The 23,581-nt window shown below is 65.5% G+C and carries 16 protein-coding genes; 8 read left to right on the top strand and 8 right to left on the bottom strand.

What is annotated here, in order from left to right; all coding sequences use genetic code 11:
• Positions 1 to 7 precede the first annotated feature (7 nt).
• Genes ACZZZB_RS15340 through ACZZZB_RS15330 form a run of 3 tightly spaced genes read right to left on the bottom strand, consistent with a single transcriptional unit; the run spans position 8 to position 1,862 of the window.
• Positions 8 to 316, bottom strand: coding sequence for a hypothetical protein (locus ACZZZB_RS15340; RefSeq protein WP_153303499.1), 309 nt, complete (start codon positions 314 to 316; stop codon positions 8 to 10).
• 32 nt (positions 317 to 348) lie between these two features.
• Positions 349 to 1,140 carry a hypothetical protein gene (locus ACZZZB_RS15335; protein WP_138944998.1) on the bottom strand — a complete coding sequence of 264 codons (792 nt, stop codon included), beginning with the start codon at positions 1,138 to 1,140 and terminating at the stop codon, positions 349 to 351.
• Between the two features lie 47 nt (positions 1,141 to 1,187).
• Positions 1,188 to 1,862: a hypothetical protein gene (locus tag ACZZZB_RS15330; RefSeq protein ID WP_079003091.1), complete on the bottom strand. Its 675-nt coding sequence runs from the start codon at positions 1,860 to 1,862 to the stop codon at positions 1,188 to 1,190.
• Between the two features lie 807 nt (positions 1,863 to 2,669).
• On the opposite strand from ACZZZB_RS15330, the gene ACZZZB_RS15325 reads away from it, so the two are divergent.
• The 4 genes from ACZZZB_RS15325 to ACZZZB_RS15310 are packed head-to-tail and all read left to right on the top strand — an operon-like array spanning position 2,670 to position 6,536.
• Entirely contained in the window at positions 2,670 to 3,701 is a 1,032-nt protein-coding gene (locus tag ACZZZB_RS15325; protein ID WP_079003092.1) for an iron-siderophore ABC transporter substrate-binding protein, read from the top strand.
• A gap of 44 nt (positions 3,702 to 3,745) precedes the next feature.
• On the top strand, positions 3,746 to 4,696 hold the full coding sequence (locus tag ACZZZB_RS15320) for a FecCD family ABC transporter permease (protein WP_463530128.1): 951 nt from the start codon (positions 3,746 to 3,748) through the stop codon (positions 4,694 to 4,696).
• Positions 4,693 to 5,715, top strand: coding sequence for a FecCD family ABC transporter permease (locus ACZZZB_RS15315; RefSeq protein ID WP_463530127.1), 1,023 nt, complete (start codon positions 4,693 to 4,695; stop codon positions 5,713 to 5,715). The genes ACZZZB_RS15320 and ACZZZB_RS15315 overlap by 4 nt, the downstream gene beginning before the upstream one ends.
• Positions 5,712 to 6,536 carry an ABC transporter ATP-binding protein gene (locus ACZZZB_RS15310; protein ID WP_079003095.1) on the top strand — a complete coding sequence of 275 codons (825 nt, stop codon included), beginning with the start codon at positions 5,712 to 5,714 and terminating at the stop codon, positions 6,534 to 6,536. Before ACZZZB_RS15315 ends, ACZZZB_RS15310 begins: the two co-directional genes overlap by 4 nt.
• Here the strand turns inward: ACZZZB_RS15310 and ACZZZB_RS15305 are convergent.
• The 4 genes from ACZZZB_RS15305 to ACZZZB_RS15290 all read right to left on the bottom strand — a co-directional run bounded on the left by ACZZZB_RS15305 (position 6,505) and on the right by ACZZZB_RS15290 (position 12,255).
• Entirely contained in the window at positions 6,505 to 6,987 is a 483-nt protein-coding gene (locus ACZZZB_RS15305; RefSeq protein WP_463530126.1) for a GbsR/MarR family transcriptional regulator, read from the bottom strand. The two genes, ACZZZB_RS15310 and ACZZZB_RS15305, sit on opposite strands and share 32 nt — an antisense overlap.
• Positions 6,988 to 7,970: 983 nt before the next feature.
• Positions 7,971 to 8,834, bottom strand: coding sequence for a PRD domain-containing protein (locus ACZZZB_RS15300; RefSeq protein WP_463530125.1), 864 nt, complete (start codon positions 8,832 to 8,834; stop codon positions 7,971 to 7,973).
• Between the two features lie 27 nt (positions 8,835 to 8,861).
• Positions 8,862 to 10,277: a glycoside hydrolase family 1 protein gene (locus ACZZZB_RS15295; protein WP_463530124.1), complete on the bottom strand. Its 1,416-nt coding sequence runs from the start codon at positions 10,275 to 10,277 to the stop codon at positions 8,862 to 8,864.
• Between the two features lie 19 nt (positions 10,278 to 10,296).
• Positions 10,297 to 12,255: a beta-glucoside-specific PTS transporter subunit IIABC gene (locus ACZZZB_RS15290; protein ID WP_463530573.1), complete on the bottom strand. Its 1,959-nt coding sequence runs from the start codon at positions 12,253 to 12,255 to the stop codon at positions 10,297 to 10,299.
• A gap of 521 nt (positions 12,256 to 12,776) precedes the next feature.
• Here ACZZZB_RS15290 and ACZZZB_RS15285 point away from each other — a divergent pair.
• The 4 genes from ACZZZB_RS15285 (at position 12,777) to ACZZZB_RS15270 (ending at position 20,406) form a co-directional block, all read left to right on the top strand.
• Positions 12,777 to 17,036, top strand: a complete 4,260-nt coding sequence (locus ACZZZB_RS15285) for a galactose-binding domain-containing protein (protein WP_463530123.1) — start codon at positions 12,777 to 12,779, stop codon at positions 17,034 to 17,036.
• Between the two features lie 510 nt (positions 17,037 to 17,546).
• Positions 17,547 to 18,482 carry a heme/hemin ABC transporter substrate-binding protein gene (locus ACZZZB_RS15280; RefSeq protein ID WP_463530122.1) on the top strand — a complete coding sequence of 312 codons (936 nt, stop codon included), beginning with the start codon at positions 17,547 to 17,549 and terminating at the stop codon, positions 18,480 to 18,482.
• A gap of 44 nt (positions 18,483 to 18,526) precedes the next feature.
• Entirely contained in the window at positions 18,527 to 19,585 is a 1,059-nt protein-coding gene (locus ACZZZB_RS15275) for a FecCD family ABC transporter permease (RefSeq protein WP_463530572.1), read from the top strand.
• Positions 19,582 to 20,406 carry a heme ABC transporter ATP-binding protein gene (locus ACZZZB_RS15270; RefSeq protein WP_463530121.1) on the top strand — a complete coding sequence of 275 codons (825 nt, stop codon included), beginning with the start codon at positions 19,582 to 19,584 and terminating at the stop codon, positions 20,404 to 20,406. Before ACZZZB_RS15275 ends, ACZZZB_RS15270 begins: the two co-directional genes overlap by 4 nt.
• Before the next feature lie 172 nt (positions 20,407 to 20,578).
• Here ACZZZB_RS15270 and ACZZZB_RS15265 read toward each other — a convergent pair whose 3' ends face one another.
• A complete protein-coding gene (locus ACZZZB_RS15265; RefSeq protein ID WP_463530120.1) occupies positions 20,579 to 23,443 on the bottom strand; it encodes a hypothetical protein in 2,865 nt (954 codons plus the stop codon).
• Between the last annotated feature and the right edge of the window lie 138 nt (positions 23,444 to 23,581).

Below are 23,581 nucleotides of genomic sequence, written 5' to 3'. Positions count from 1 at the left end.
ACGAACTTCAGGCATCATCGTGGTCCATAGACTCATCGGGCGTCGTTCTGGCCTGGGCATTCATCGCGCCGAAGCAGGACAACGTCAGCTCTCCGGTGGCTGTCGCCGATCCAGGCGAGGAAGCGAGATGGCCCATTGTCGGAGTGTCGATGGTCACCGAGTCTCGCAGTGGCTCGCCAGGGAGCTCCGACGGCTCGGTCGAGACGTCCGCCAGGAGCAGTAGCCAGGTCATCACTGCCAGCAAAAAGAAGGTAAAGCTGAGTAGCGCGGTCAATCCCCTCACCTGTCTTTCATCGCTGTTCTCGTTCTTCGACATCGTTCGCTCGATCGGAGTTGAAGCGTTCTCCATCACTCCAGACTTTCCTCGAGGACGAACGATTCACCGACACGGGTCTCCGCGAGCACACGGATGCCGATGTTCGCTGGCTGATTGAAAGCCGAGCGAGGAGCATCGGCGCGTAGCCAGATTTTCAACCTGATCGACGTTGAGGTTCCCGGTTTGAGGGAGATCGGCAGCGCGGCTCCTCGGCCGTTGTTCAGGTTCAGGAGTTCCGGCGCTGGCAGTGGAGTCCCATCTCTTAGGAGCGACACTGAACTGTCGTAGACGCCGAACACCAGAGCGTCGCTGATTGCAGAGGCATCGGAGAGTTCCTGGTCGTACACAGAGACGTACACGTCCGATTCAGCGGAATCGGGACTCAGGTAGATCTCGACCGCGAAGGAGGCAGTCTCAGTGCGCGGTTCACCCGATCCGCCTTCCGGAAGCGCTCGGATCGGTCTCGCTTCCGGTGCGATGCGAATCTGTTGCGGCGCCCGCGGATCCGAGTACTGAGACAGCCCGTCAGCTGACTGGGACACGTCGACTCTGCCGCTGACGCGAGCATGCGCCCTCTTCTCCTCGGTGAACGCAGCAGAAGTCGTACTGATCCCGGCGATGATCGCCCACAGGAACACCGCTACCACCGCACCTGTGGCAACCCGTCGACAGCTCGAAGCCGATCGGTTCGTGGTCACAACTTCTGTCCTTCGAAGAGTCTTGGTCTTCCGGAGGCGGCTCTTGATCGCGAGCTGATCTCCCACGAACGCGCCGTCCCCGTCCGCCGCTTCAGGATCACCATCTGCCTCCAGCACAGATGTCATCGGGACCGAGGTTCCTTCACCCCGCGCGTGAAGACGGCCTGACCAGGTCAGTCGATCGACTGCCCGTCGAAACGCGCGTGGATCTGCACCGACCCGCCGTTCGCGGCGTTGGTGGCCTCTTGCGTCGCACCGTTGACGAGGTAGGCGCGCACGACGAGGACTCTGCCAGTGCCGGGGCTCAGCGTGCTCAAGGCACTCGACACCGTCGCCTGTCCAGCTGCCAGCCGGAGCCCCGATACCAACCAGGTCGTTGGAATCGTGGAAGCGTCCTCGACCTCAGCGATGTCGAACCTGAGCAGCCCCGCGTACGCTGCGTCAGCGCTCGAGGGGTTCGCGTTCACATCGACGAACGTCACCGATGTCGTCGACTTCAAGCTGGTGGACTCGTTCCGGAAAGGCAGTTTGACGATGACTGGCGCTCCGCCCGGGACGAGGCGATCCGCACCCGCGATGGGGGCCACGTCCACCGCTGTCGGGTTCGCCTCCACCCACGCGGCCACAGACGCCGTCGTGTTCTCCTGCCCGGCGGACACCTGGAGGTTGTACGCGTTCGCGCGCCCGCCGAATCCCCCGGATCCGCCCAGGCCGAGAATGCCGTAGTCGGTGAACGCTGCCGTGCTGGCGAGGATCGCCACACCGAGCAGCGATCCCGTTGCGATGGCTGCGCGCTTCTTGCCGCTGCGTCGGCCATTTCGCGCGCTGCTGTCTGACTGCTGTGACATGACTGCATCCTCCCGGGTTGGTGTAGCGGAGCACGTTCGGCCGCGGGCTCAGTATCTCTGCACGTCCACCCCCTTCGAAGTGCGCGACCAGCGGTTCCACGTGCTTGATCCCGTCACGTCGGGCTGGTGAGCGCCGCGCATGCGGCGACGGATCTGCAGATTCGCTCAGGCGCGGGGAAATCTCGGCGTGCGATGTCCACCGAAGCGCACCCATCGCGATCGGCGGCTGGGTGATTCCACGCGACCGAGATTGACGAATTCCCGCCGGTGCGGGTGAATAGTCCCGGGTCCAGCGATCGTGGTGGCGTGGAGAGACGTGCAACGACTGACGCCGGACCTGCTGGCTGTATCCCCCAAGCGGCCAGCCGGAGGGGTCGACTGCATGTGTCGACCCCTCCGACATTGTCGGCAGCGAACAATCCCGACAGTGCGATGGATCGAACCGCACCACGTCGGCTTGGGTGTCATGGTTCGGTGAAAAGGATCCTCGCACGACAGACTTTCGGACGTCCTGGTCGGCGCGGACCCCGAGGCATCGGTAGAAGGCAAGCGCTCGAGCGAAAGCGCCGACCCATCGACGGGTCGCCTGTCATGTATCGACATCCCCTGACTGCACTGGCGAAATCAACGGACGACTTGGGGCCCTGTCCTGCGGACGAATTGTCGCCACCTCCTCGGTTCGAGGTCCAGCAATCGACTCGGTCGGCGGTACCATCGGGCCTCATCTTTCAAAAGATTTGAACTTTCACTAAGTCGAGGCTAGCCTAACTCCTCGGGGCTTCCCTTGCCACGAGAGGACACATCTGTATGAAGACACAACGACGTTCCCTGTCAGTCACCGCGGTGCTGATCGCTGCGATGGCCCTGACCGGCTGCACGAGTTCCACCGCCAAATCGTCCGCAGATGAAGGCGGCAGCACCAATGACGATTGGGAGACCGTCACGATCGAGCATGCTCTGGGCGAAGCTGTAATCACCGAGAAGCCAGAACGGATCGTGTCCCTCGGCCAGGGATCGGCGGAAACCGCGATCGCACTGGGAACAATTCCCGTGGGCATCGAGGAGTACAAGTGGGGCAGCGACGAAAGCGGATATCTGCCGTGGATCCACGAAGCAGTCACCGAGCAGAAAGCTGAACTGCCCGTGCAGTTCACCGGAACGACGGAGCTCGACATCGAGACGATCGTCGGACTCGAGCCCGATCTGATCCTCGCGCCATGGTCTGGCGTCACCCAGGAACAGTTCGACATCCTCACGGACATTGCTCCGACGGTCGCCTACAAGGAGGAGCCCTGGGTGATCACCTGGGAGGAGCAGATCGAGGTCATCGGACAAGCAATGGGCAAGACCGAAGCCGCGCGGGATCTGATCGACGAGATCAACACGCAGCTCGGGTCAGCCGCACGCAAGGAGTACGAGGGAATCACCTTCTCCTACATCTACAACGACGGCCCAGGCACCCTTGGCGTGTTCTTCGAGGACGAACAGCGGGTGGCCATGGTCCGAGCGCTCGGGCTCACGGTCGATCCGGTGATCGATGAATTGCGAGAGTTCGAGGTCGAAGGCACCGACTCGGCGTCATTCGGCCTGGAGAACGCGGACAAACTTTCAGGGTCCGATCTCGTGTTCACGTTCTACTCCGATGAGGCGAACCGAGCAGAGATTGAAGGGCAGCCGCTGTACCAGCAGATCCCAGCAGTCGCGCGCGGGACAGTTGTCGCTCCCACGGACCAGCCATTCGTGACCGGTTCATCGATGATCAATGCTCTGACTGTGCCCTGGACCTTGGAGCGGTTCGTACCGCTGATTGACGAGGCCGTCGCAAAGCTCGATCGGTGATGCGCGGGGCGAGCCCCTCACGCGTGAGGTCGATCGTACTCGCAGTGGTGGGGCTCGCGACCGCCATCGTGTGCAGCCTGTTCTTCGGCGGCAAACTGACCGACCCCGCCGACATCGTCTCTGCCCTTCGTGGATCAGGCGAACCCTATGTCTCGGCCGTTTTGGACGCTCGAATCGACCGGACCGTCATGGGTGTCCTCTGCGGCGCGGCGTTGGCGGTGTCCGGCGTGATCATCCAAGCCATCACACGAAACCCGCTCGGAGATCCAGGACTACTGGGAGTGACGGTGGGATCGTCAGCTGCGATCGTAACCGCTGCATCGATCACGGGTTCAGGCTTTGGCTCCGGTTCGGTGTGGATCGCTTTCGCGGGTGCACTGGTGACGGTGGTTGCCGTCTATGCAGTCGGTGCTCGCTCTGCGTCAGGGAGCATCGTCTCACTCGTCCTGACGGGCGCCGTGGTGTCGGCTGTGCTGAGCGCCTACGTTCAGGCGATGATCCTCACGAATCCCAGCGTCTTCGACTCCTTCAGGTTTTGGGTCATCGGCTCGCTCAGTGGTCGGGATACCGAGGTCGCCGTCATGGTCGCACCTGCATTGATCATCGGCCTGCTGATAGCGCTGATGCTCTCCCCGTCGCTGAACAACCTCGCTCTCGGCGAGGACGTCGCAACGTCGTTGGGGACGCCGGTCGCGCTTGTTCGAGCTGGCGGCATTATCTCCGCATCGATCCTTGCCGCCGCGGCGACAGCAGCGGTGGGCCCGATTGCATTCGTCGGGCTCGTGGTCCCCCACCTGACCCGCTCAGTCGTCGGCATCGACCACCGATGGCAGATACCGATTGCTGTGGTTCTCGGGGCGGCGCTCCTTGTGGTGGCTGACATCGCCGGACGCATGATCGCCCGACCGGAAGAGATCATGGTCGGCATCGTGACCGCGCTGGTCGGAGCGCCGTTCCTCCTCCTCGCCGTGCGCAAGGGATGGGCGACACGATGAGCCATACCGACACATCTCGGCGATTTGCGCTCTCGGTCGACCGGCGCTTCTGCATCGTCGCGATCCTCTCGATCGGGTCCCTCCTGATCGTCGCTCTTCTCACGCTCACCATCGGAAAACTGGGCATCCCGGTCACCGAACTCCCTCAGGCGCTGGTGGGTCGTGCCGAAGGACAAACAGCTTTCGTGTTGGAACGGCTGCGAGGTCCGCGTTTGGCTACAGCAGTCTTGGCCGGCGCCCTCCTCGGGGTCTCAGGTGCGTTGTTCCAGACGGTCACTCGCAATCCTCTCGGAAGCCCCGACGTCATTGGGCTCGGAGCGGGAGCCGGTGCAGGTGTAGCCCTCATGACCCTCAGCTTCCCCCTCTTCCCAAGCTCGCTCGGCGCCGTACTCGGTGCCGCAATCGCCACTCTCGCTGTGTACGTGTGTACCGGACGAGGATTCCGGTCGCCCGCTCGCACGATCATCGCCGGCATCGCTGTGGCCGCGATGGCCGCAGCGATCATTGAGTACGTCGTGAGTACTCAGCTTCGGGATGCGGCATCCCAGCTGGCCGCTTACCTCGTCGGATCGCTCAATGCCAGCAACGGACAAGACGTCCTCGTGACACTCGGCGCGGTTGTGCTCATACTCCCGGCAGCCATCGCCGTCTCGAGAGACGTGTCTCTCCTGGAGATGGGAGACGATACCGCATCAGGTGTGGGCATCGACCCGAACCGCACACGATCGATCGCCGTGATCCTCTCGGTGCTTGCCGGAGGAGCGGCAGTCGCAGCAGCCGGCCCCATCTCGTTCGTAGCGCTCACCGCCCCACAGATAGCGCGACGCCTACTCAAGACCTCCAACGCCAGCGTGTTCTCCTCCGCGCTCACCGGAGCTCTCATCCTCACCGCCGCCGACCTCGCTGCGCAACAGGCACCGCTCGTCGCTGGTCTCCCCGTCGGCGTCCTCACGCTCGGGGTCGGTGGAATCTACCTCGGATACCTGCTCGTGCGCGAACGCTCAAAAGGACGACTATGACGACACCCACCCACCGCTCCACCCCGCTGCCGGAGACCGGACTGCACCTGCAACACGCACACCTGGCCTACGAAAACCAGGTCGTCAGCACCAACCTGAGTTTCTCGGTACCCGAGGGCGAGTTCACGGCGATCATCGGACCAAACGGCTGCGGTAAATCCACACTGCTCAAAGCCCTAGCCCGAACGCTACGCCCAACTACTGGGACGGTATCGCTCGATGGGAAGGACGTCCGCACGCTGCGGCCGAAGGCTATCGCGCGGCGAATCGCCGCGCTCCCGCAACACCCGATTGCCCCCGATTCGCTGCGCGTGCGCGACCTCGTCGCGCGGGGTCGCCACCCCTACCACTCAATACTTCGCCAATGGCTGCCCGGAGATGCTGAGATCGTGGACACTGCGATGAAAGCAACGGGCGTGAAGGACTACGCCGAGAAGCTCATCACGGAGTTATCTGGCGGTCAACGGCAACGGGTTTGGATCGCGATGGTCCTAGCGCAGCAGACAGACTACGTCCTCCTCGATGAGCCCACCTCGTTCCTCGACCTGGCGCACCAGGTCGAACTCCTCCACCTCTGTCAAGACATGCGCAACGACGGCCGCACCGTCGTAGCCGTTCTCCACGACATCAACCAGGCAGCCAGATATGCTTCACGGTTGGTCGTCATGCACGACGGTCAGGTCGTCCGCCAAGGAACCCCACACGACGTCCTCAGCACCGCTCTGGTGAGGGAGGTGTTTGGGATCGACGGCATCATCGAACGCGACTCGCAGACCGGGTCGCCGCTTGTCACGGTGCGCCGACGTCACGTTTCCGCTTGAATTGCTCCCACCCAGCGGGTAGTTTCGCATCGATCATCCAGCCCATGTAGTCGCGCATGTTCCGCAATCGTTCCCAGGACCGGCCACCCTCGCTCACCAACGACATCGCCTCCTCTGCAAGACGAAACTGGTTCTGCAGATACTCCTGCTCGGCAGCCAGAAATCCCGCCCACACATCGTTTCCCATGGTGAAGAAGTGGGCACGAACACCTGGCTTACGGACCCGATGGACGAAACCACGGTCGATCAACTGCCGTGTATACGTTGACACCGATCCACTACTGATTCCGAGCTTCTCGGCCAACTCGGCAGCACTCACTTCACCTGTCTCGTCAAGAAGTAGATACCCCGCGATCAACCCCTCGAGACGAGACTCACCTGCCGCTGACCAATGGTCAGCGAATCGTTCAATGGCAGCGCGCTCCCGTTGAGTTTCGATCCGTTCGGTCATCTGTCTCTCTGTCGTAGTTCTCGATGGCTCGCGGACGAGCTCAGGCGTGGCGCTGTGATGCGGAAAGCCGGCGGTGCGTTCCAGGGTCTCGGTCCGGTAGACCGGCTGGCGTCATGCAGCACAACGACTCATCCGATCGCGTGGCGTCGACAATGCTGTTCGAAGCCTACCGACCTCGCCACTCTTGCGTTGAAGAGGTCAGCCAAGGCGATCCGAGTCCTCCATGTCAAGAAGCTGACCATCAACGACGAACGCGACGACCCACCCGTGACGACTCGTCGATCACCACGGTCACCACCTCAACCGAGTCGAGCGTCGAGAACCGAACGACCTCAGGATCCCCCGACACCGCAAATCGCGCAATAGCCCGTTGCACGAATCGCGCCACCGACAGATTCGGCAACGCATACACGGTTCCATCGTGGAGCAACATCCATCCTGCCGCCATCGTGGCTCCGTCGCTCTGTACGGATGCTGGAGGAGGCCACCCGCCGTGACCGTACGCCTTTTCGCGCGACGACACCAGCTGAAGTTTGCTCACGAAGCGGCGACGACCTTTCGACCGCAACCGCACTGCGCAACACGTTCGCCAACCTGGTTGGCCGACGTCGCTCGTGCGCTCTTCGTCCGGTGCAGTCCGCGTGTTTCCACGCGGCTGATGTTGACGACAGCACACTGGGACGCGTGAATTGAAGCGGAGCTGGGAGTTGATCCGTGTGTGAGAGCACGAAGACAACCGCCCAATCCGCCGGCCCCTCTCCGTGGCCATTCGGAGGGGTCGACCGCAGGTTCGGCCCCTCCGTTCTCGTTCGACGCCTTACATCGATGCCGCATTCACACGACGAACAACGTCGCACGGCCGCCGTGAACCGCGCAGCGGGCACCGAGCAGCGGGCACCGAGCAATACACCAGAGGGCGTGCAACGGGGCGTTCTGCGCTGGTCAGTGACTGTACCCAGTCGCCCGCTTGCAGTGTCTTCTGACTACCGCTCGCTGATGTCGAGGATGAGACGCGCCACGTGCAAGGCGAGGTAGGCGATCTCATCTTGAGTGAGCTTGGTACGGACTCCCATCTCAATCAGATACGCGATCTTCATCGAGCAGGCGATTGCCTCCGGGTGAGCGTTGGAGATGGCTTCGAACAATGTCGGGTGCGGATCAGCAATCTGTTGACCCGCGTTCACGCGCGCGAACACGTAGCGAAGGTGAGTGATGAATCGAGCAGCGTTCATGGAACGCCTGTCGACGGCAATGGAGAAGGTACTTTCGATCACGGCGAAGGATTGTGCAATGATCTCCGTCATCTGCATCGCGGCTCCGACACCTGGCGTGGTGAACTGCGCGTTCACGAGATGCATCGCGAATGCAACGGCTTCATCGGGATCGATCCGTATGTGGAGGATCTGACTGGCAAGCGTCACAGCCTCCTGACCCACCGCGAACTCGGCAGGGTACAGCTGGCTGACCTCCCACAGCAGGGGGAACTGCATCTCCATGCCGCTCTCAGCGCGCTGCATGGCGAAGTGCAGGTGATCGGCCAGCGGGAGGATGAGGGCCTGGGTGACCCGAAGCCCGAGCCGCTCGTTCGCCAGTTCAGCGATCCTGGCTGCGGCGCGCACACACGCGAGCGGCGTGTCTGCCAGATGCTCCGTCAGACGGTCAGCGGCCGCGTCGCCTCCGGCGAGGAAGACCTGCTCGACCTTGTCCTGATCAAGCAGGTCTCCCGCGCGCACGCCGAATCCCACACCACGCCCGAGCGCGACGAACTCGTGGTCGTCTTCGTCGGCCGCCAGGACGGCGTTGTTTCCGATGATCCGCTTGATGGTCATGGTCGGGCGTTGCGTCATTACAGGCCACCGTCCTTCTGCTCGAAGCTAACCGAGATCCAAGCCGTTGACGGCGATGACCCCGCGGTACCAGTGGAAACTGTCTTTCCTCGAGCGTTCCAGGCCACGAAGGTCGGTTTCGGTGCGGTCGACGTGAATGAAACCGTACCGCTTGGAGATGCCCTGATGAGTGGAGACGAGGTCCATCGCAGACCACGGGCAGTAACCGAAAACATCGACGCCGTCGCTGATCGCCAACCGTATCTGCTCGATGTGTCGACGCAAGTAATCGATCCGGTACGGGTCATGGACCACGCCGTCGACAAGCTCGTCGAACGCTCCCGATCCGTTTTCGGTGATGATGAGCGGCAACCGGTAGCGGTCCCAAAGCCGTCTCATCGTCGTCCTGAGCCCGACGGGGTCGATCTCCCAACCGAAAGCGTTGGTAGGAAGGTGCTCGTTCTTCGCTGCTCGGTAGACTCCGACCTCGCCGCGGACGATCTGCTGGTCTCCCCCACGATGCTGGATGTCACTCGCGTCACCACGGGAGGCACCAACCGTCTGGGTTGAGTAGTAGTTGAACGCTATGAAGTCCGGCCGCCCCGCCGCGAGCGTTTCGGCGTCCCCCTCGCGCAGCTTCGGGGCGATACCCCGCTCCGTCAAGTAGGCCCAGGCGAGCGGATGATAAGTTCCACGAACGGCGACATCGAGATACATGAGGTTACGGATCGCATCCCAGTCATCGGCAGCGAGCACATCTTCCGGCGCCGGGCTGGCCGCATAGACCGACACGATGTTCGGCGCTGGCCCGATCTTCGCCCCGGGCAGCACCTCGTGACACAGGGCCATGGCGCGCGCTGCAGCGAGAAACATGTGATGGTTCTGCTGGTAGATCGTCCGCTGGTCGGCTTGACCGCTGCGCCCGGTGGTACCGATCGCCTTGCCGTGCAGGATCATCATGTTCTGCTCGTTGATGGTGAGCCACGTCGTCACCTTGTCCCCGTACTCGTCGAAGAGGATGCCCGCGTAACGCGCGAATGCTTCAATCGTGGCAGGGTCCGACCAGCCGCCCCGGTCGTCGAGCGCAGCAGGCAGGTCGAAGTGATACAGAGTCACGATCGGCTCGATGCCATGTGACAAGAGTTCGTCGATGAGTCGATGGTAGAACGCCACTCCGGCAGGGTTCACCTCCCCGTCACCGTCCGGGACGATCCGGGTCCACGCGATCGAGAATCGGTAGGCCTTGAGGCCGAGTTCTGCGAAGAGCGAAACGTCCTCCCGGTACCGGTGGTAGTGGTCCGCTGCAACGGTGAAGTCGCTGATGCCCTCAGCACGGTGGATGTGGAGATCGACGACCGAGGGGCCTTTACCGTCTTCATTCCAGGCACCTTCGACCTGGTAGGCGGAGGTTGACGCGCCCCAGAGGAAGCCGCGTGGGAAGGGTGTGAGCTGTGCGTAGTCCATGAGTTCTGCCTTGAGGTTCTCAGCCGGCGATCGAGAGTACGGGCTCACCCGCGACGACGCGCCCAGAGGCCGTGACCGAGACCTCGCCGACGTCGTCCGGGTTTGTCACGACCAGGATGACCGTCGCCGGGTGACCTGCGTCTGAGATCGCGGCGAGATCCACGGAGACGAGCTGCTGTCCCACTTCGACATGCGTCCCTGATGGGACTGCACCAGAGAAGCCGGCTCCCTTCATCTGGACCGTGTCGACGCCGATGTGCACGAGGACCTCAACGCCCGCGTCGGTGACGATGCCGAACGCGTGCCCGGTCTTCGTGGCGGCCACAACGGTGCCCGTGACCGGCGAGACGATTCGACCGTTCATCGGTTCGATGCCCAGTCCAGGGCCCATGACGCCCGACGAGAACGCTCCATCGGGGATCGCGGCAAGCGGTAGGACCTCGCCGGAGACGGGAGCGGTGATCTCGTGTGATGCAGAAACGGTTCGTTCCCCGCCAGTGCCCGCAGTTGAGATGGTGCCGATCGCAGGTACCGACGCGGAGGGGATATCGACTTCGACCGTCAATCCAGAGCCAAGCAGTGCATCCTGTGCCGCAGCAACGCGCTCGAAGCGCACTGAGAGCAGGATGGCGGCCGCAGCAGAGACCACCGCTGAGATCGCGAGCGCCACCAGGATGTTGACAAAGAACTGGAGGGTGTTGTCTCCGATGTACAGGAACACGGCCGGCAGGCCCGACGTACCGACGGCGAACCGGTGTGTGCTGGTCAACCCCGCATAGAGTCCGCCGGCGCCGCCGCCGATCATCGCCGCAATCAAGGGATACCGTTTCGGAAGGGCAACGCCATAGAGCGCCGGCTCGGTGATACCCATCAATGCAGTGATTCCACCTGCAGTCGCGATCTGACGCAGCTTGGTGTCCTTCGTGCGGACGGCGACCACCAGCGTCGCGACACCCTGCGCGATGTTCGAGCAGATCGCACCCGGGCCGAAGATGCTGTCGTACCCGAGCTGTGCCAACTGGGCGAACCCGAGTGGCGCCACCGCGTTGTGCACACCGAACATCACCATCACCGGGAGCAACGCGCCAATCAGCAGCGAGGGTACCCACGGTGCGTTCTCGGTAAGGAAGGTGAAGAAGATCGCGAGATACCCGCCGAGGAAGGTGCCGATCGGACCGAGGACCGACATCGCAAGCGTGCCCATGACCAGGAAGGTGATCATCGGGACGAACACGAGCTTGATGGCGTTCGGGACGACCCGGTTCAACAGTCGCTCGAAGTATGACTGCACGAGGATAACGAGCAGGATCGGGATGACCGAGGAGCCGTACGATGCAAGCGTCAGCGGGATGACGTCGAAGAGATGTACCGGATCACCACTCGCGACCATCTGCGTCCAGGTCGGGTGCAGCATCATCGCTGCCACAACACCGGCGAGGAACCGGTTCGTCTTCAGTTTGTCCGCCGCTGAGATGGCGACGAAGATCGGTAGGAAGTAGAAGACCGCGTTGGCGAAGAACGCGAGTACCTGGTAGGTCTGGGATTCCCTGGTGATCACGTTGGTCACGACCAGGACCGCCAGCAATGCCATGATCATGCCAGCTCCGGAGAGTGCCGGGACGATGGGCTGGAACGTGGCCGCGATGAAGTCAACGACGACGCTGAAGACGCTACGCCGCTCTGCGGGTTTCGAAGCGGTCGTGTGGGTGGCGCTCGAGACGCCGGCAGCGCTCAACTCTCTGTCCACCTCCTCGAACACGTCTTTGACGTGCGTTCCGACGACGACCTGATAGGTCCCGCCGGAGACCCGTGTCGTGGCCACACCCGCCGTCGCTTGCAGCTCACTATCGCGAACGAGCGACTCGTCGTGGAGGGAGAAACGGAGCCGCGTCTGGCAGTGGTATGCGGCTTCGATGTTGGCGGGGCCACCCACGAGTCGGATGATCTCGGCCGCGAGTGTCGCGTACTTGGTACTCATGCTGAACCTGTCTCCTCGTTGAGGCATAAAAAAAGACCCGAGCATCGATACCCGGGTCGGATATCAGAGCTCAGGTCCTGCTTCACACAAGGTGAATAACATCCCACAGTCTCACGCGGCAGAAGCCGCATTGGAGACCATAGCGAGTTGTCGACTTGAGCACAAGGTTACAACGGTGTTCGTGTGCAGCCCGCATTGTTCGTGTGTTCAAGGTGGATCTTGTGCGGATGTGAACCTGACCTCGTCTCGGGGTTCCCGACCGATCGCGATCGAAGCTGGGAGACCAGCGCCTCGACGCAGGCGAGGGTGATCGCGAGGATGCAGGAGACACCCGACGGCCTGTCGTCGCGCCCGAGACGGATGCCCCCGACGGTTTCCACGTGCGCCCACTTGCGCGTCGTCGAGTTAATAAGGTAATCCTAACCTAAATAGCAGTACTGCTGGAGCTCAGCCCCACCTGTTGGAGCGCGCCGTCGGCACATCGAAATGCTGCTGCCCACCACTGTCTCGAAAGGCCCCTCTTGTCCCGAATATCCCCTCCGAAGGTCCTCGCGGCCGCCCTCGCGGCGGCGGTGATCGCTCTCGGATCGCTGACACCGGCAACCGCAGCGACCCCGCGCACGGATCTCGCCCTCGGCGCCGACGTCACCGTCAGCTCGACCCACCCGCACAACAACTTCGCCCTCGCCGGATCGAACCTCGTCGATGGTTCCAGCAGCACCCGCTGGGCAGCGGCCGATGACGCCACTTTCCCCCTCACGATCGACCTCGGCTTCACTTCAGAGGTCACCTTCACCGAAGTCGTCATCGACGAGTTCGTCGACTCGGGCACGAACGCGCGCGTGGCCGGCTTCGAACTCCAGCGCTGGGTGTCCGCGTCGTCGGCCTGGGAGACATTCTCCGCGTCGTCGGGACTCGGCCGGAAGAAGTCGATCAGCGGCTTCGGCGAGATCACGTCGTCGAAGGTCCGCCTTTCCATAGCGGGACTGTTGCCGGGCGAGACGTACACACCGACGCTGACCGGCATCGCGCTCTACGCGACAGCACCCGAAGCCCCTGGGACCGGCGGTGAGGGAACCCCAGCTGCGAGTGATGCGCCGTACATCGCGTTCGAGACCGCTCCGGCCGGGAAGACCGCGATCGATCCTGGCGCGCGCGTCACCCAGATCGATACACCGTCGACGAACGGGTCGAACTCGATCCGTGTCGTCGAATCGGATGGCGACGTCTTCCTCCAGCAGGTTGCGGAGGACTCGGGCGCCGCCACGCAGACGCTCGACATCAGCTCCAACATCGATGAGGTGACCTCCGGCACCGCGAGCCTCGACTACGGTGCGGCCTCGCCCTATCCCCTGAACATCACCCTCTTCGGCACGAAGGACGGGCAGCCGATCGTCCTCCGCGTCATCACGCCTGGATCGAGTTCGCTCGGGACCGCTGCGTCCACGACGTTCGAGACGCTGGACGCAGCAGCGTTCGAGCAGCGCACGGGCGTCGCCATCACGAGCCTCGAACTCATCAGCCCGTTCAGCACGGGCTACCTGGCCGTGTACTCGACCCCGAGCGGCTACGGCGCGAAGCGCCTCACGTACGCCCTGGCACCACAGGCCGGACGCGATCCGATCACGCTGCCGTTCAGTCAGGTCGATCGCGAGTTCCGTCTCGACACCTACGGTGACCTGTACTCGAGTCGAGTCGACGCCGTCGAGAAGGTCTCCATGTACGACCTCTCCGCCGTTGCAACCGTGGAGCTCCCGGGCGTCGGCATCGCCGCATCCTGGTTGCTGAAGCCGTACGCTGTGCTCCTGGTCGCGGATGCAGCCGGCAAGGTCGCGAACGTCAGCCTCAAGGATGGTGTTGCCCTCCGTGGCGTGATCACGCTCCCCACGCAGGCCGCCTCTCTAGCGTTCGTGGAGTACACCTCAGAGATCCAGCTCGCCACAGCAGGTGCAACACAGATCCGGAGGTTCGCGGCCTCCGACAGCAGTGAGCGGACCCCATTGGATGCAGCCGGTGTGGTGCTCCCCGGGTCGTTGAGCTCCTTCGTCAGCTGGAATCCGGCGACGACCTACCTGGCAGCCATCGACAAGAACGTCTACTCGTACCGCGCGTCGTACGTCTCCAGCGCCAAGCCGTGGTTCACTCCCTCGCTGTCCGCAGCAAAACGCGGCGCCGGTATCGACTTCGCCTACTCCGGGGCCGGCACGGGTCTGTCTTCCGGTAACGCCTGGTTCGAGTACAGCCTCGACGGCGGAGCGAGCTGGGCCAAACGCGGCGACGCCTGGTCCGACGCGGTCGCTGATCGTGGCAACGTGACAACCCCACCCGGCGCACTCGCCGAACCGCAGGACGGCATCGCTCCCTACCTGCGCCAGAACACCGAAGACGTCTGGGCTTCCACCACCCTCGGTGTCTTCTACGGCGACATCGTCCTCCCGGCCGAGCAGTACGACGCCCTCTGGCGCTACCGCCTCGAGAACGTCTACGGATCGGTTGCCAGCGCCGCCACCAAGATCAGGATCGAGAGCGAGCAAGAGGTCGACCCGACCCTCCGAGTGACCACCCAACCCACTGCCGCACGCGTCAGCGTCGGTGAGTCGCTCACCCTCACAGCCGCGGCTACAGCAGCACTCCCGCTCACCGTGCAGTGGCAGCGCTCCGCCGACGGCACCGACTGGGCTGACATCGACGGGGCGACGGGCAACAGCCTGACGCTCACCGCGTCCGCGGCCGACACCGGCAGCAGCTTCCGGGCCGTGTACACCGCCGGCGATTCGACGATCCAGTCCGAACCGGCGAGCATCAGCGTGATGGTTCCGAACGGGCCGGTCACCTCCGCCGCGCCCGCCGGCGCCGTCATCGCAGCGGACGCACGCTTCACGCTGGACCTGTCCACGTACTCCCAGGAGTGGGTGCGCGACGTCGCAAGCAAGAACGTCTCGCTCGGAACGACCGGCTTCGAGTTCTCCTCGGGCTCCGGGTGGACCGATCCCGCGTCCGGTGAGACACAACTGTCCTGGTCGGGCACGGCGATCTACCGCCCCTACGGCGGTTACCTCGGCCTGTACATGGCGTACGCGAACCCCCACCTCGCGATCGCAGCGAACGGGCAGGCCACCCTCACGGCGGAGATCGCCTGGAACGACGGCGGCGGCAAGTGGAGTGGCCCCGTCGAGAACAGCTACAAGCGCGTCATCGTCGCGACGTTCGCCGACAGCGAGCTCACGACGGCGACTGACGGGACGCTGTCGTTCGCCGGCACGCCGGAGTGGTCGGGACGCGCCTACTCACAGGGTGCAGGCGAGGTGTACGCGGACAGTTTCCCCGCGTCGCTCGTCGACTACTTTGACCCGAGCAACCGTCCGTGGTTCTACGGGACCGGCAGCTTCCGTGACCCGGAGAAGGCCGGCCTGCCGGTGACGGCGACGGCGACGGTCACGACCGAGACGGCCCCGTCCGCAGGTTCGAGGGTCGACCCGCTCGACCCCCTCGGCGACGGCAAGAACCCGTTCACTCCGTCCTCACCGACCGTGGTCGCACACCCCCAGTCGGCGACCATCGGCGTCGACGGTACAGCCAAGCTCACCGCCACCGCGACCGGGTCACCGGCACCGACGATCCGCTGGCAGCAGCTCCTCGACGCGGTCTGGACCGACGTCGACGGCGCGACGACCACGACCTACACCGCGACAGGGCTCGCGGAGGGAGCGCACTCGTTCCGTGCAGTGTTCACCGGAGGCGGCACATCGGTGGAGTCGGAGACCGCCGTCGTCACGGTGAGCGCCGACGGGGTCGAGCCTCAGCCGTCGGCGGGTCCCGCACTGAGCGTGACCCCGGGTTCTCAGCTTGCGGACGGTGCCAAGCTCACGGTGTCGGGGTCCGGCTATGAGCAGCACACCAACCGTCGCGGTGCCTACCTCCTGTTCGGGTACGCCTCCACGTTCCCGTCGGCCGGCGGCAAGCTCGGCGTCGATTACGACTACGCAGCGGGCATGGACAATCAGCGGTTCATCGCCTGGCCCGGCTCAGACACAGCAGGAGCCTCGCACGCGCTCTTCGCTGACGGCGGGTTCACTTTCGAGGGCTTCACCGCCACGTCCACGTTCATCGGAGGTACCGGCAAACCCGTTGACTGCCGAGCCACCGGGATCACCTGCGGCGTGTTCACGATCGGCGCCCATGGCTCGACAGACGCGGCGCTCGAGACATTCACCCCGGTAACGTTCGCGACCGTTGCACCCGAACCTGGCACGGAACCAGGCACCGAACCGGGTACGAACCCAGGCACGGAACCAGGCACCGAACCGGGTACGAACCCAGGCACGGAACCAGGCAACGAACCGGCACCGCTGAAGATCGAGCCGTCTGGCTCAGACCTGACGCTCGAGAACGAGGGTCGCATCACGGTTCCGGTGAGTGCAATCGCAGGATCGACCATCACCGTGTCCGTCGGCAGCGACCGAGCTGCGGACCGAGTGGCCGCGTACCTCTTCTCCGATCCGAGTTCGCTCGGTACGCACAAGGTGTCTGAGAGCGGGACCTTCGAGGTCCGCCTCCCCGCTGACGTCACCGGCGTGCACCGCCTCGCGGTCTACGACGAAGACGGCATCATCGGCTGGGCATCCATCTCCATCGCCACTCTGGCCGGCAATGGAGACAAAGCAAAGGACTCGATGGCCGTCACGGGGACCGAGTTCCCGTCGGCTGCGATCCTCAGCGCCGTCGTGCTGATATTGGCCGGAGGGGTTCTGATCAAGCGGCGTCGCAAGCTGACCGCGTGATCTCCCCGGCATAAGAGATCCGAAGGGGTCCAGAGCCCGATCGGCTCTGGACCCCTTCCGCTTTGAACCCCGTCCGCGAGAGGCAGTGGCCAAGGCCACCGTCGCGACACACAGCGATCGGATCGTGGCCGTTCGCGAGCCACGCGCTGCTCTCGAATACCCATCGGTCATGCGTCAATCGTCTCGGCCAATGATCCGTATGCCTCTGAACCTCCCTCGCATCCACCTGCCTGGGGATCGTGCTACAACGACTGCACGCTCGGGAGTCCGATATTGCCCGAAGAGAGCCGGGTATAGGTTAGCCTGTCCTTACTCATGAACGCCTTTGATCGCTTCCTCCCCAGGCTGTTCGCCATGCTGACAGCTCTCGCCATTGGGCTATCCGGCTGCGCGGTGACGGATCCACCATCAGCCCCCGATGCATCTGGGTGCGAGGCGTCGACAAAACCACTCGGGTCACTCACGCCCGTCGCCGACCCGAAGGACTGGACCGGTCCATCCACCGCCTGCATGGCCGACCCCGGCATCACCGCGGTCACCGACGCCCCAGAGCAATCGCTCCCGGTCACGCTCGTCGACAACCAGGACACCGAGGTCACGATCAGCGACACCAGCCGAATCCTGGCCCTCGACCTGTCCGGATCGCTCGCAGCCACCGTGTTCGGTCTCGGGCTCGGTGACTCCGTCGTCGGCCGCGACACCTCCACCGGGTTCCCGGAGGCCGCCGACCTCCCCCTCGTCACGCAGAACGGCCATGAACTCAACGGCGAGGCCATCCTCGCGCTCGAGCCCACCGTCATCCTCACCGACAGTTCGATCGGCCCCTGGGACGTCGTCCTCCAGATGCGCGACTCCGGCATCCCCGTCGTCGTCCTGACGCCACAGCGGAACCTCGACAACATCGACGACCTCGTCACGCAGGTCGCCGCGGCGCTCGGTGTCCCGGCGGCCGGTGAAGCGCTGAGCGCTCGGATCGCCTCCGAGATCGCGACGACGATGACGGACATCGAAGCACTCGCTCCGGCCGACCCCGCCGACCGTCCACGGGTCATGTTCCTCTACGTGCGCGGGAACGCAGGGATCTACTACATCTTCGGTGAGGGCTCCGGGGCCGACGCGCTCATCCAGGCACTGGGCGCCGTCGACGTCGCTGAGGAGATCGACTGGCAGGGCATGCGCCCCATGACCGCCGAAGCACTCATCGATGCGGCGCCCGACGTCCTCATCATGATGACCAAGGGCCTCGAGTCGGTCGACGGTGTCGACGGACTCCTGGAGCGCATCCCCGCCGTCGCGGAGACCCCGGCTGGACAGCACCGACGGGTCATCGACATGAGCGACACCGAAGTCATGAGCTTCGGCCCACGCACGGCCGCCGTCCTCGACGCGCTCGCCCGCGCCCTCTACGCGCCCAACACCGGCGCCCCGGCGGACGAGGAGCCGTGACCCGCTCGGCCCTCGGCGGCAACCGCACCGCGGCACCACTCGACATCGACCCGGAGGTCCCCGGCGCACGGTCGCTCCGGTCGGGCGCGCTGGCGGTCACCCTGCTCGTCGCGCTCATCGCGCTCGCGCTGATCTCGGCGGGCAGTGGGCAACTCCACGTGCCATCCCTCGAGGTCCTCGGCTCGATCATGCACCGGCTCGGTCTCGACATCGGACCGATGCCCAGCCACGCGAACGGGGAGAGCGCCCTGTGGAACATCCGCTTTCCACGCGTCGCCATGGCGCTCGTGATCGGGGCGGCGCTCGCAGCGGCCGGCCTCCTCATGCAGGCGATCTTCGGCAACCCACTCGCCGAGCCCGGCGTGGTCGGCGTCTCCGGTGGGGCGGCACTCGGCGCGTCGGCGACGATCGTCTTCGGCTGGGCCTTCCTCGGGGAATGGACGGTCGCCGTCACCGCGTTCGTCGGCGGACTCGCGGCAACGCTCATCGTCTACGCGATGAGCCGCGCGAACGGGCGCACCGAGGTCATCACGCTCGTCCTGACCGGCATCGCCGTCAATGCGGTGACCGGTGCCGGGCTCGCGTTCCTCACCTTCCTCGGCGACACCGCCGCACGCGAACAGATCGTCTTCTGGCAGCTCGGCAGCCTCAACGGCTCGCGCTGGCAGCAGTTCGCCATCGTCCTCCCCCTCGTGCTCGTGGGCCTCGTCATCGCGTTCGTCGTCGCGAAACAGCTCGACCTGCTCTCGCTCGGCGAGAAGAGCGCCAGGCACCTCGGGGTCAACGTGGAGGGACTGCGGATCCTCGTGATCCTCGTCGTCGCCCTGCTCGTGGGCGCGAGCGTGGCGTTCGCCGGCATCATCGCCTTCGTCGGGCTCGTGATCCCGCATCTCATGCGCATGATCATCGGCCCGGCCCACCTGCCACTGCTCGTCGTCAGCACCCTCGGCGGGGCCGTACTCCTCCTCGGGGCCGACCTCGTGGCACGCACCGCCGTCCCGCTCGCCGACCTTCCGATCGGCATGCTCACCTCCCTCGTCGGCGGACCGTTCTTCTTCTGGCTGCTGCGACGGACCCGCCGGTCCTCGGGAGGCTGGGGATGAGCGTGCCGGTCGTCGGTCGGCGCTTCGCGGTCCCCGAGCCCCTCCGACCCGGCGAGCTCGCGATCGAAGCCTCGAGCTTGGGCGTCGTGATCAACGGGAAGCGCATCCTCCACGACGTGACCTTCGACGCCCGCGCGGGCGAGGTCCACGCGCTCATCGGGCCGAACGGCGCTGGCAAGTCGACCCTGCTCGCGACGATCACGGGTGACCAGACGCTGGCCGAGGGGCGCATCACCGTCGCGGGCCGGCCGCTGCAGGCCTGGTCGGCCCGCGAGCTCTCCCGACGGCGCGCCGTGCTGTTGCAGCACAACGACGTGTTCTTCCCGTTCACCGTGCAGCAGGTCGTCGAGATGGGCCGAGCGCCGTGGCAGCGGACCGAGCTCGAACGCGACGACGACGAGGCCGTCGCGGCCGCGATCGCGGAGACGGACATCGCCCGCCTGTCCGGCCGTCAGGTGCCGTCGCTCTCGGGCGGCGAGCGCGCACGGGCGGCACTGGCCCGGGTGCTCGCGCAACGGACCGGCATCCTCCTGCTCGACGAGCCGACGGCGGCACTCGACCTCCGACACCAGGAGGACGTCCTCCGACTCGCACGCGAAGCCGCGGCCGCGGGTGACGCGGTGATCGTCGTGCTGCACGACCTCAACCTCGCCGCCGCCTACGCCGACCGGATCTCGCTGTTGCAGCAGGGACGGCTCGTCACGACCGGGAGCCCCGCCGAGGTCCTCACGGCGGAGCGGATCACCGAGGTCTACCGATACCCGGTCGAGGTCGTCACGCATCCGACGAGCGGCGCACTGGTCATCCTCCCCATCCGCTGAAGCACCTTGCGCCCGGGCTCCAGTGGCGCGGGTCGGCACCCCGACAGGCTCGGCGACCGGAGCGGGCCGGACAGCGAGCAGCGCGAATGCGACAGCGAGCAGACAGCAGGGAGGGCCGCCCCGCGAACGGGACGGCCCTCTCGTGTCAGTCGGCCGTGCGGCCGCCGGGCGGTCAGACCGCGGCCACCTGCGTCTTCCGGCGACGCGCCAGGATCGCGAGGACGAGGCCGGCTGCGAGGAGCAGCCCGCCGGCGAGGAACGGCACGGCAGCGTCGGCGCCGGTCGAGGCGAGGACCGCGGTGGTCGTCGTCGTGGAGCCGTCGGGGTTCGTCACGACCGTGACGGTGACGGTGAACGCCGCCGTCCCGATGAGGACTCCGTCGGCGTCGAGGACTGCAAGCGTGTGATCGCCCGCCTCGAGGTCGGACGGGACCGTGAAGCTGACGGTCCCGTCGGCCGCGACGAGCGCCCAGCCGAGCCACTGCGGCTCAGAGAACGCGTACGCGCCGAGGTACTGTCCGGCGTGCTGCGTGCCGACCGAGACCGTGATGACGTCGCCGTCGATGCCGGTGATGTCGATCCCGGGGGCCTCGGTGAGCGATGCGGCGTCCGGTGCGGCCGGAACCGTGCCGGGGACCGTGAGCGTGACCGACGCCGCTGCGCTCGTGACCGTGCTTCCGCCCGATGCGCCGGGCGCCGAGGGGACGTCGTTCGAGACGGTTGCGCGAACCTGCTCGCCGTTCCGGACGTCGGCCGAAGCGATGGTCAGTTCGGCGCTCGTGGCGCCGTCGAGGTCGACCCAGCCGGTGGAACCGAGCGCGAGATGCTGCCACTGCACGGCCACGTCGTCGCCCGCCGTGACCACGGCGAACACCGCATCCTCGCCGTGTGCGACGGACACCGACGCGGGCTGCGCCGTGATCGATGCGGGGACCCCGAGCGTCAGGGTCGCCACATCCGAGGTGACCGGATCGCCGATGCCGTTCCCGACGACCGCGCGGAACCGCTTGCCACCGTCACCGTCGGCGTAGACGACCTCGAGGGTCGTGCTCGTCGCGCCGGTGACGGCGGACCAGCCGTCCGCTCCGACGGCACGCTCGAACCACTGCACCGACGGCGCCGGGGTACCGGTCACGCCGACCGAGAAGAACACCGAGGGCGACGCGGCACCGACAGGCGCCGTGACGGAGACGGGCTGCGACACGATCGCCGCCGCGACCGGGATGGTCGTGTCGACGGCGAGCCCGACCGGTGCACTGGTGACCGAGAAGACCGAACCGTCGATCTCGGTCGGGATGGCCCCGGTGACGACGGCACGGTACTGGGCGCCGGCATCCTGGGCGGTGGTGACGATCTCGAGACTGGTACCGGTCGCACCGGCGACGTCGGTCCACCCGGTCGCGCCGGCGGCGAGACGCTGCCACTGCACCGCGGCAGCAGCACCGGCGATCCCGACGGTGAACGTCGCGGTCTCACCGACCTTCACCGATGCGGCGGACGGCTGGGCGGTGATCGACGCGGGTGCACCGACCGTCAGGGTCGCGGCCTCCGAAGTCGCGGAACCCGCTGCGTTGGACACGACGGCGCGCACCTCGGTGGCGTCGTCCGCCGCCGTGTACGGCAGGGTCAGCGTGGCTGCCGTAGCCCCCTCGATCGCGACCCAGTCTCCACCGGCTGCGCGGCGTTCCCAGACGACCGTCGGCTCCGGCGAACCGGTCGCGGTGACGGCGAAGGAGGCGACGGGCGAACCGGTCGCGGGTGCGATCGGCGCGACGACGTCGCTGGGCTGCGCGGTGATCGCTGGAGCGACCTGCGGGATTGGGGCGACGGGGTCCAGCACACGTACGACTGCAGACTCGGACACGACCGGCCGTCGGGCGGCATTGTCGACGGTCACGCGCACGAGCGCTCCGCTCTGGCTCGTCTGGAAGGCCAGCGTCAGCGTCGGCGCATCGGTCGACTGGGGAGTCCAGGTTGCACCACCGTCTTCGCTGAGCTCCCAGCGGTAGCTGAGCGGGCCGTCGCCTGCGGCCTCGACCGTGAAGGTGGCCCTACCTGCGTCCTCGACGGTGACACCTGCGGGCTGCTTGGTGATCGTCGCGGGGACGACCTCTGGCACCACGGGGGCGACGGTGTAGGAGACGCCCAGCGGAGTGGTCGGCTTCGCGGCGTCCGCTGCGCCGCCGGACGAGTACCAGTACGACGCCATGCCGGTGAGTACCTGGAAGTCGACGAAGGACTGCGGGAAGGATCCGGCGTTCGCCCCGGTCGTGGACTGCGGGTTACCCGATGGTGACACCGAGATCACCCGTCCAAAGTAGTCAGGCGTGACCGTGAATCCGGTTTCGGTTACGTCGACGCCCGAGAGGGTGGCGACAACGACATCCTGCCGAGGCTCAAGGACCACAAATACGTTCGTATTGTCCATGCTCGTGCCGTACCCGCTGAGGGTCGCGGTGACGACACCGGTGCCGTCGGCGTCGACCGTGAGCTTCGGGTCGGACGCGGAGAACTGCGTGAGCCCCTGGTAGTACGCGGCCGTGAAGGTGCCGTCCCACTGGATCTCGGCGGTGCCGGCTTCGACGTCCACCGTTCCGGTGCCGCCGGAGATCGCGACGCGGTTGTCGCTGTAGTTGGCGCTGGACGGCGGCGTGATCGGTCCGCCGGTCGCGGTGGTGCGGAGGCCGGCCCATGTGGACGGGGCCCAGGTGCCGTCGGCCTGCTTCTTCTGGATCGCGACGTTGCCGTCGGTCTGCTTCCATTCGCTCTCGACCACGGTGTCGGTGCCGCTGGTCTTCGCGATCTCACCGGCGGACAGCAGGTTGATCGCGCCGGGCTGGAACGCTGAGTTGTTGGACTCGTTGTTGATGCCCCAGGTGAAGACGGCGTCATCGATCGTGGACTCGGCGGCCATCGCGGCCGGTGCGGCGACGATCGAGCCGAGGGCCACGACCGAGGTGGTGACGAGGGCGGTGACGGCGGACCTGAACGGTCTCCGCCGCCAGGCGGGTGGTGGGGCTGTGGGCCGTGCAGACAAGGCGATCTCCGGTGTGTTCGACGGTGGATGTCGGGTGGAAGGGGGCGCCGGGTCTCCGAAACCGAGCCCCAGGCAGGGTTAGCTTAGCCTTAACTAAGTAAGGTTATGCAAGCCTTATTAACTGCGGCTAGGCTGCTG

The sequence above is a fragment of the Plantibacter sp. AC185 genome, from assembly GCF_979258065.1.
Note: the sequence above shows the minus strand (reverse complement) of the source record. Positions and strands in the feature narration are given on the sequence as shown.

Bases quoted from the DNA above. Each gene is read 5' to 3' on its own strand.
- ACZZZB_RS15335 (WP_138944998.1), bottom strand. From the start codon at position 1,140: ATGACATCTGTGCTGGAGGCAGATGGTGATCCTGAAGCGGCGGACGGG.
- ACZZZB_RS15290 (WP_463530573.1), bottom strand. From the start codon at position 12,255: ATGAGTACCAAGTACGCGACACTCGCGGCCGAGATCATCCGACTCGTG.
- ACZZZB_RS15330 (WP_079003091.1), bottom strand. From the start codon at position 1,862: ATGTCACAGCAGTCAGACAGCAGCGCGCGAAATGGCCGACGCAGCGGC.
- ACZZZB_RS15310 (WP_079003095.1), top strand. From the start codon at position 5,712: ATGACGACACCCACCCACCGCTCCACCCCGCTGCCGGAGACCGGACTG.
- ACZZZB_RS15325 (WP_079003092.1), top strand. From the start codon at position 2,670: ATGAAGACACAACGACGTTCCCTGTCAGTCACCGCGGTGCTGATCGCT.
- ACZZZB_RS15270 (WP_463530121.1), top strand. From the start codon at position 19,582: ATGAGCGTGCCGGTCGTCGGTCGGCGCTTCGCGGTCCCCGAGCCCCTC.
- ACZZZB_RS15300 (WP_463530125.1), bottom strand. From the start codon at position 8,834: ATGACGCAACGCCCGACCATGACCATCAAGCGGATCATCGGAAACAAC.
- ACZZZB_RS15280 (WP_463530122.1), top strand. From the start codon at position 17,547: ATGGCCGACCCCGGCATCACCGCGGTCACCGACGCCCCAGAGCAATCG.
- ACZZZB_RS15340 (WP_153303499.1), bottom strand. From the start codon at position 316: ATGTCGAAGAACGAGAACAGCGATGAAAGACAGGTGAGGGGATTGACC.
- ACZZZB_RS15315 (WP_463530127.1), top strand. From the start codon at position 4,693: ATGAGCCATACCGACACATCTCGGCGATTTGCGCTCTCGGTCGACCGG.
- ACZZZB_RS15305 (WP_463530126.1), bottom strand. From the start codon at position 6,987: ATGACCGAACGGATCGAAACTCAACGGGAGCGCGCTGCCATTGAACGA.
- ACZZZB_RS15295 (WP_463530124.1), bottom strand. From the start codon at position 10,277: ATGGACTACGCACAGCTCACACCCTTCCCACGCGGCTTCCTCTGGGGC.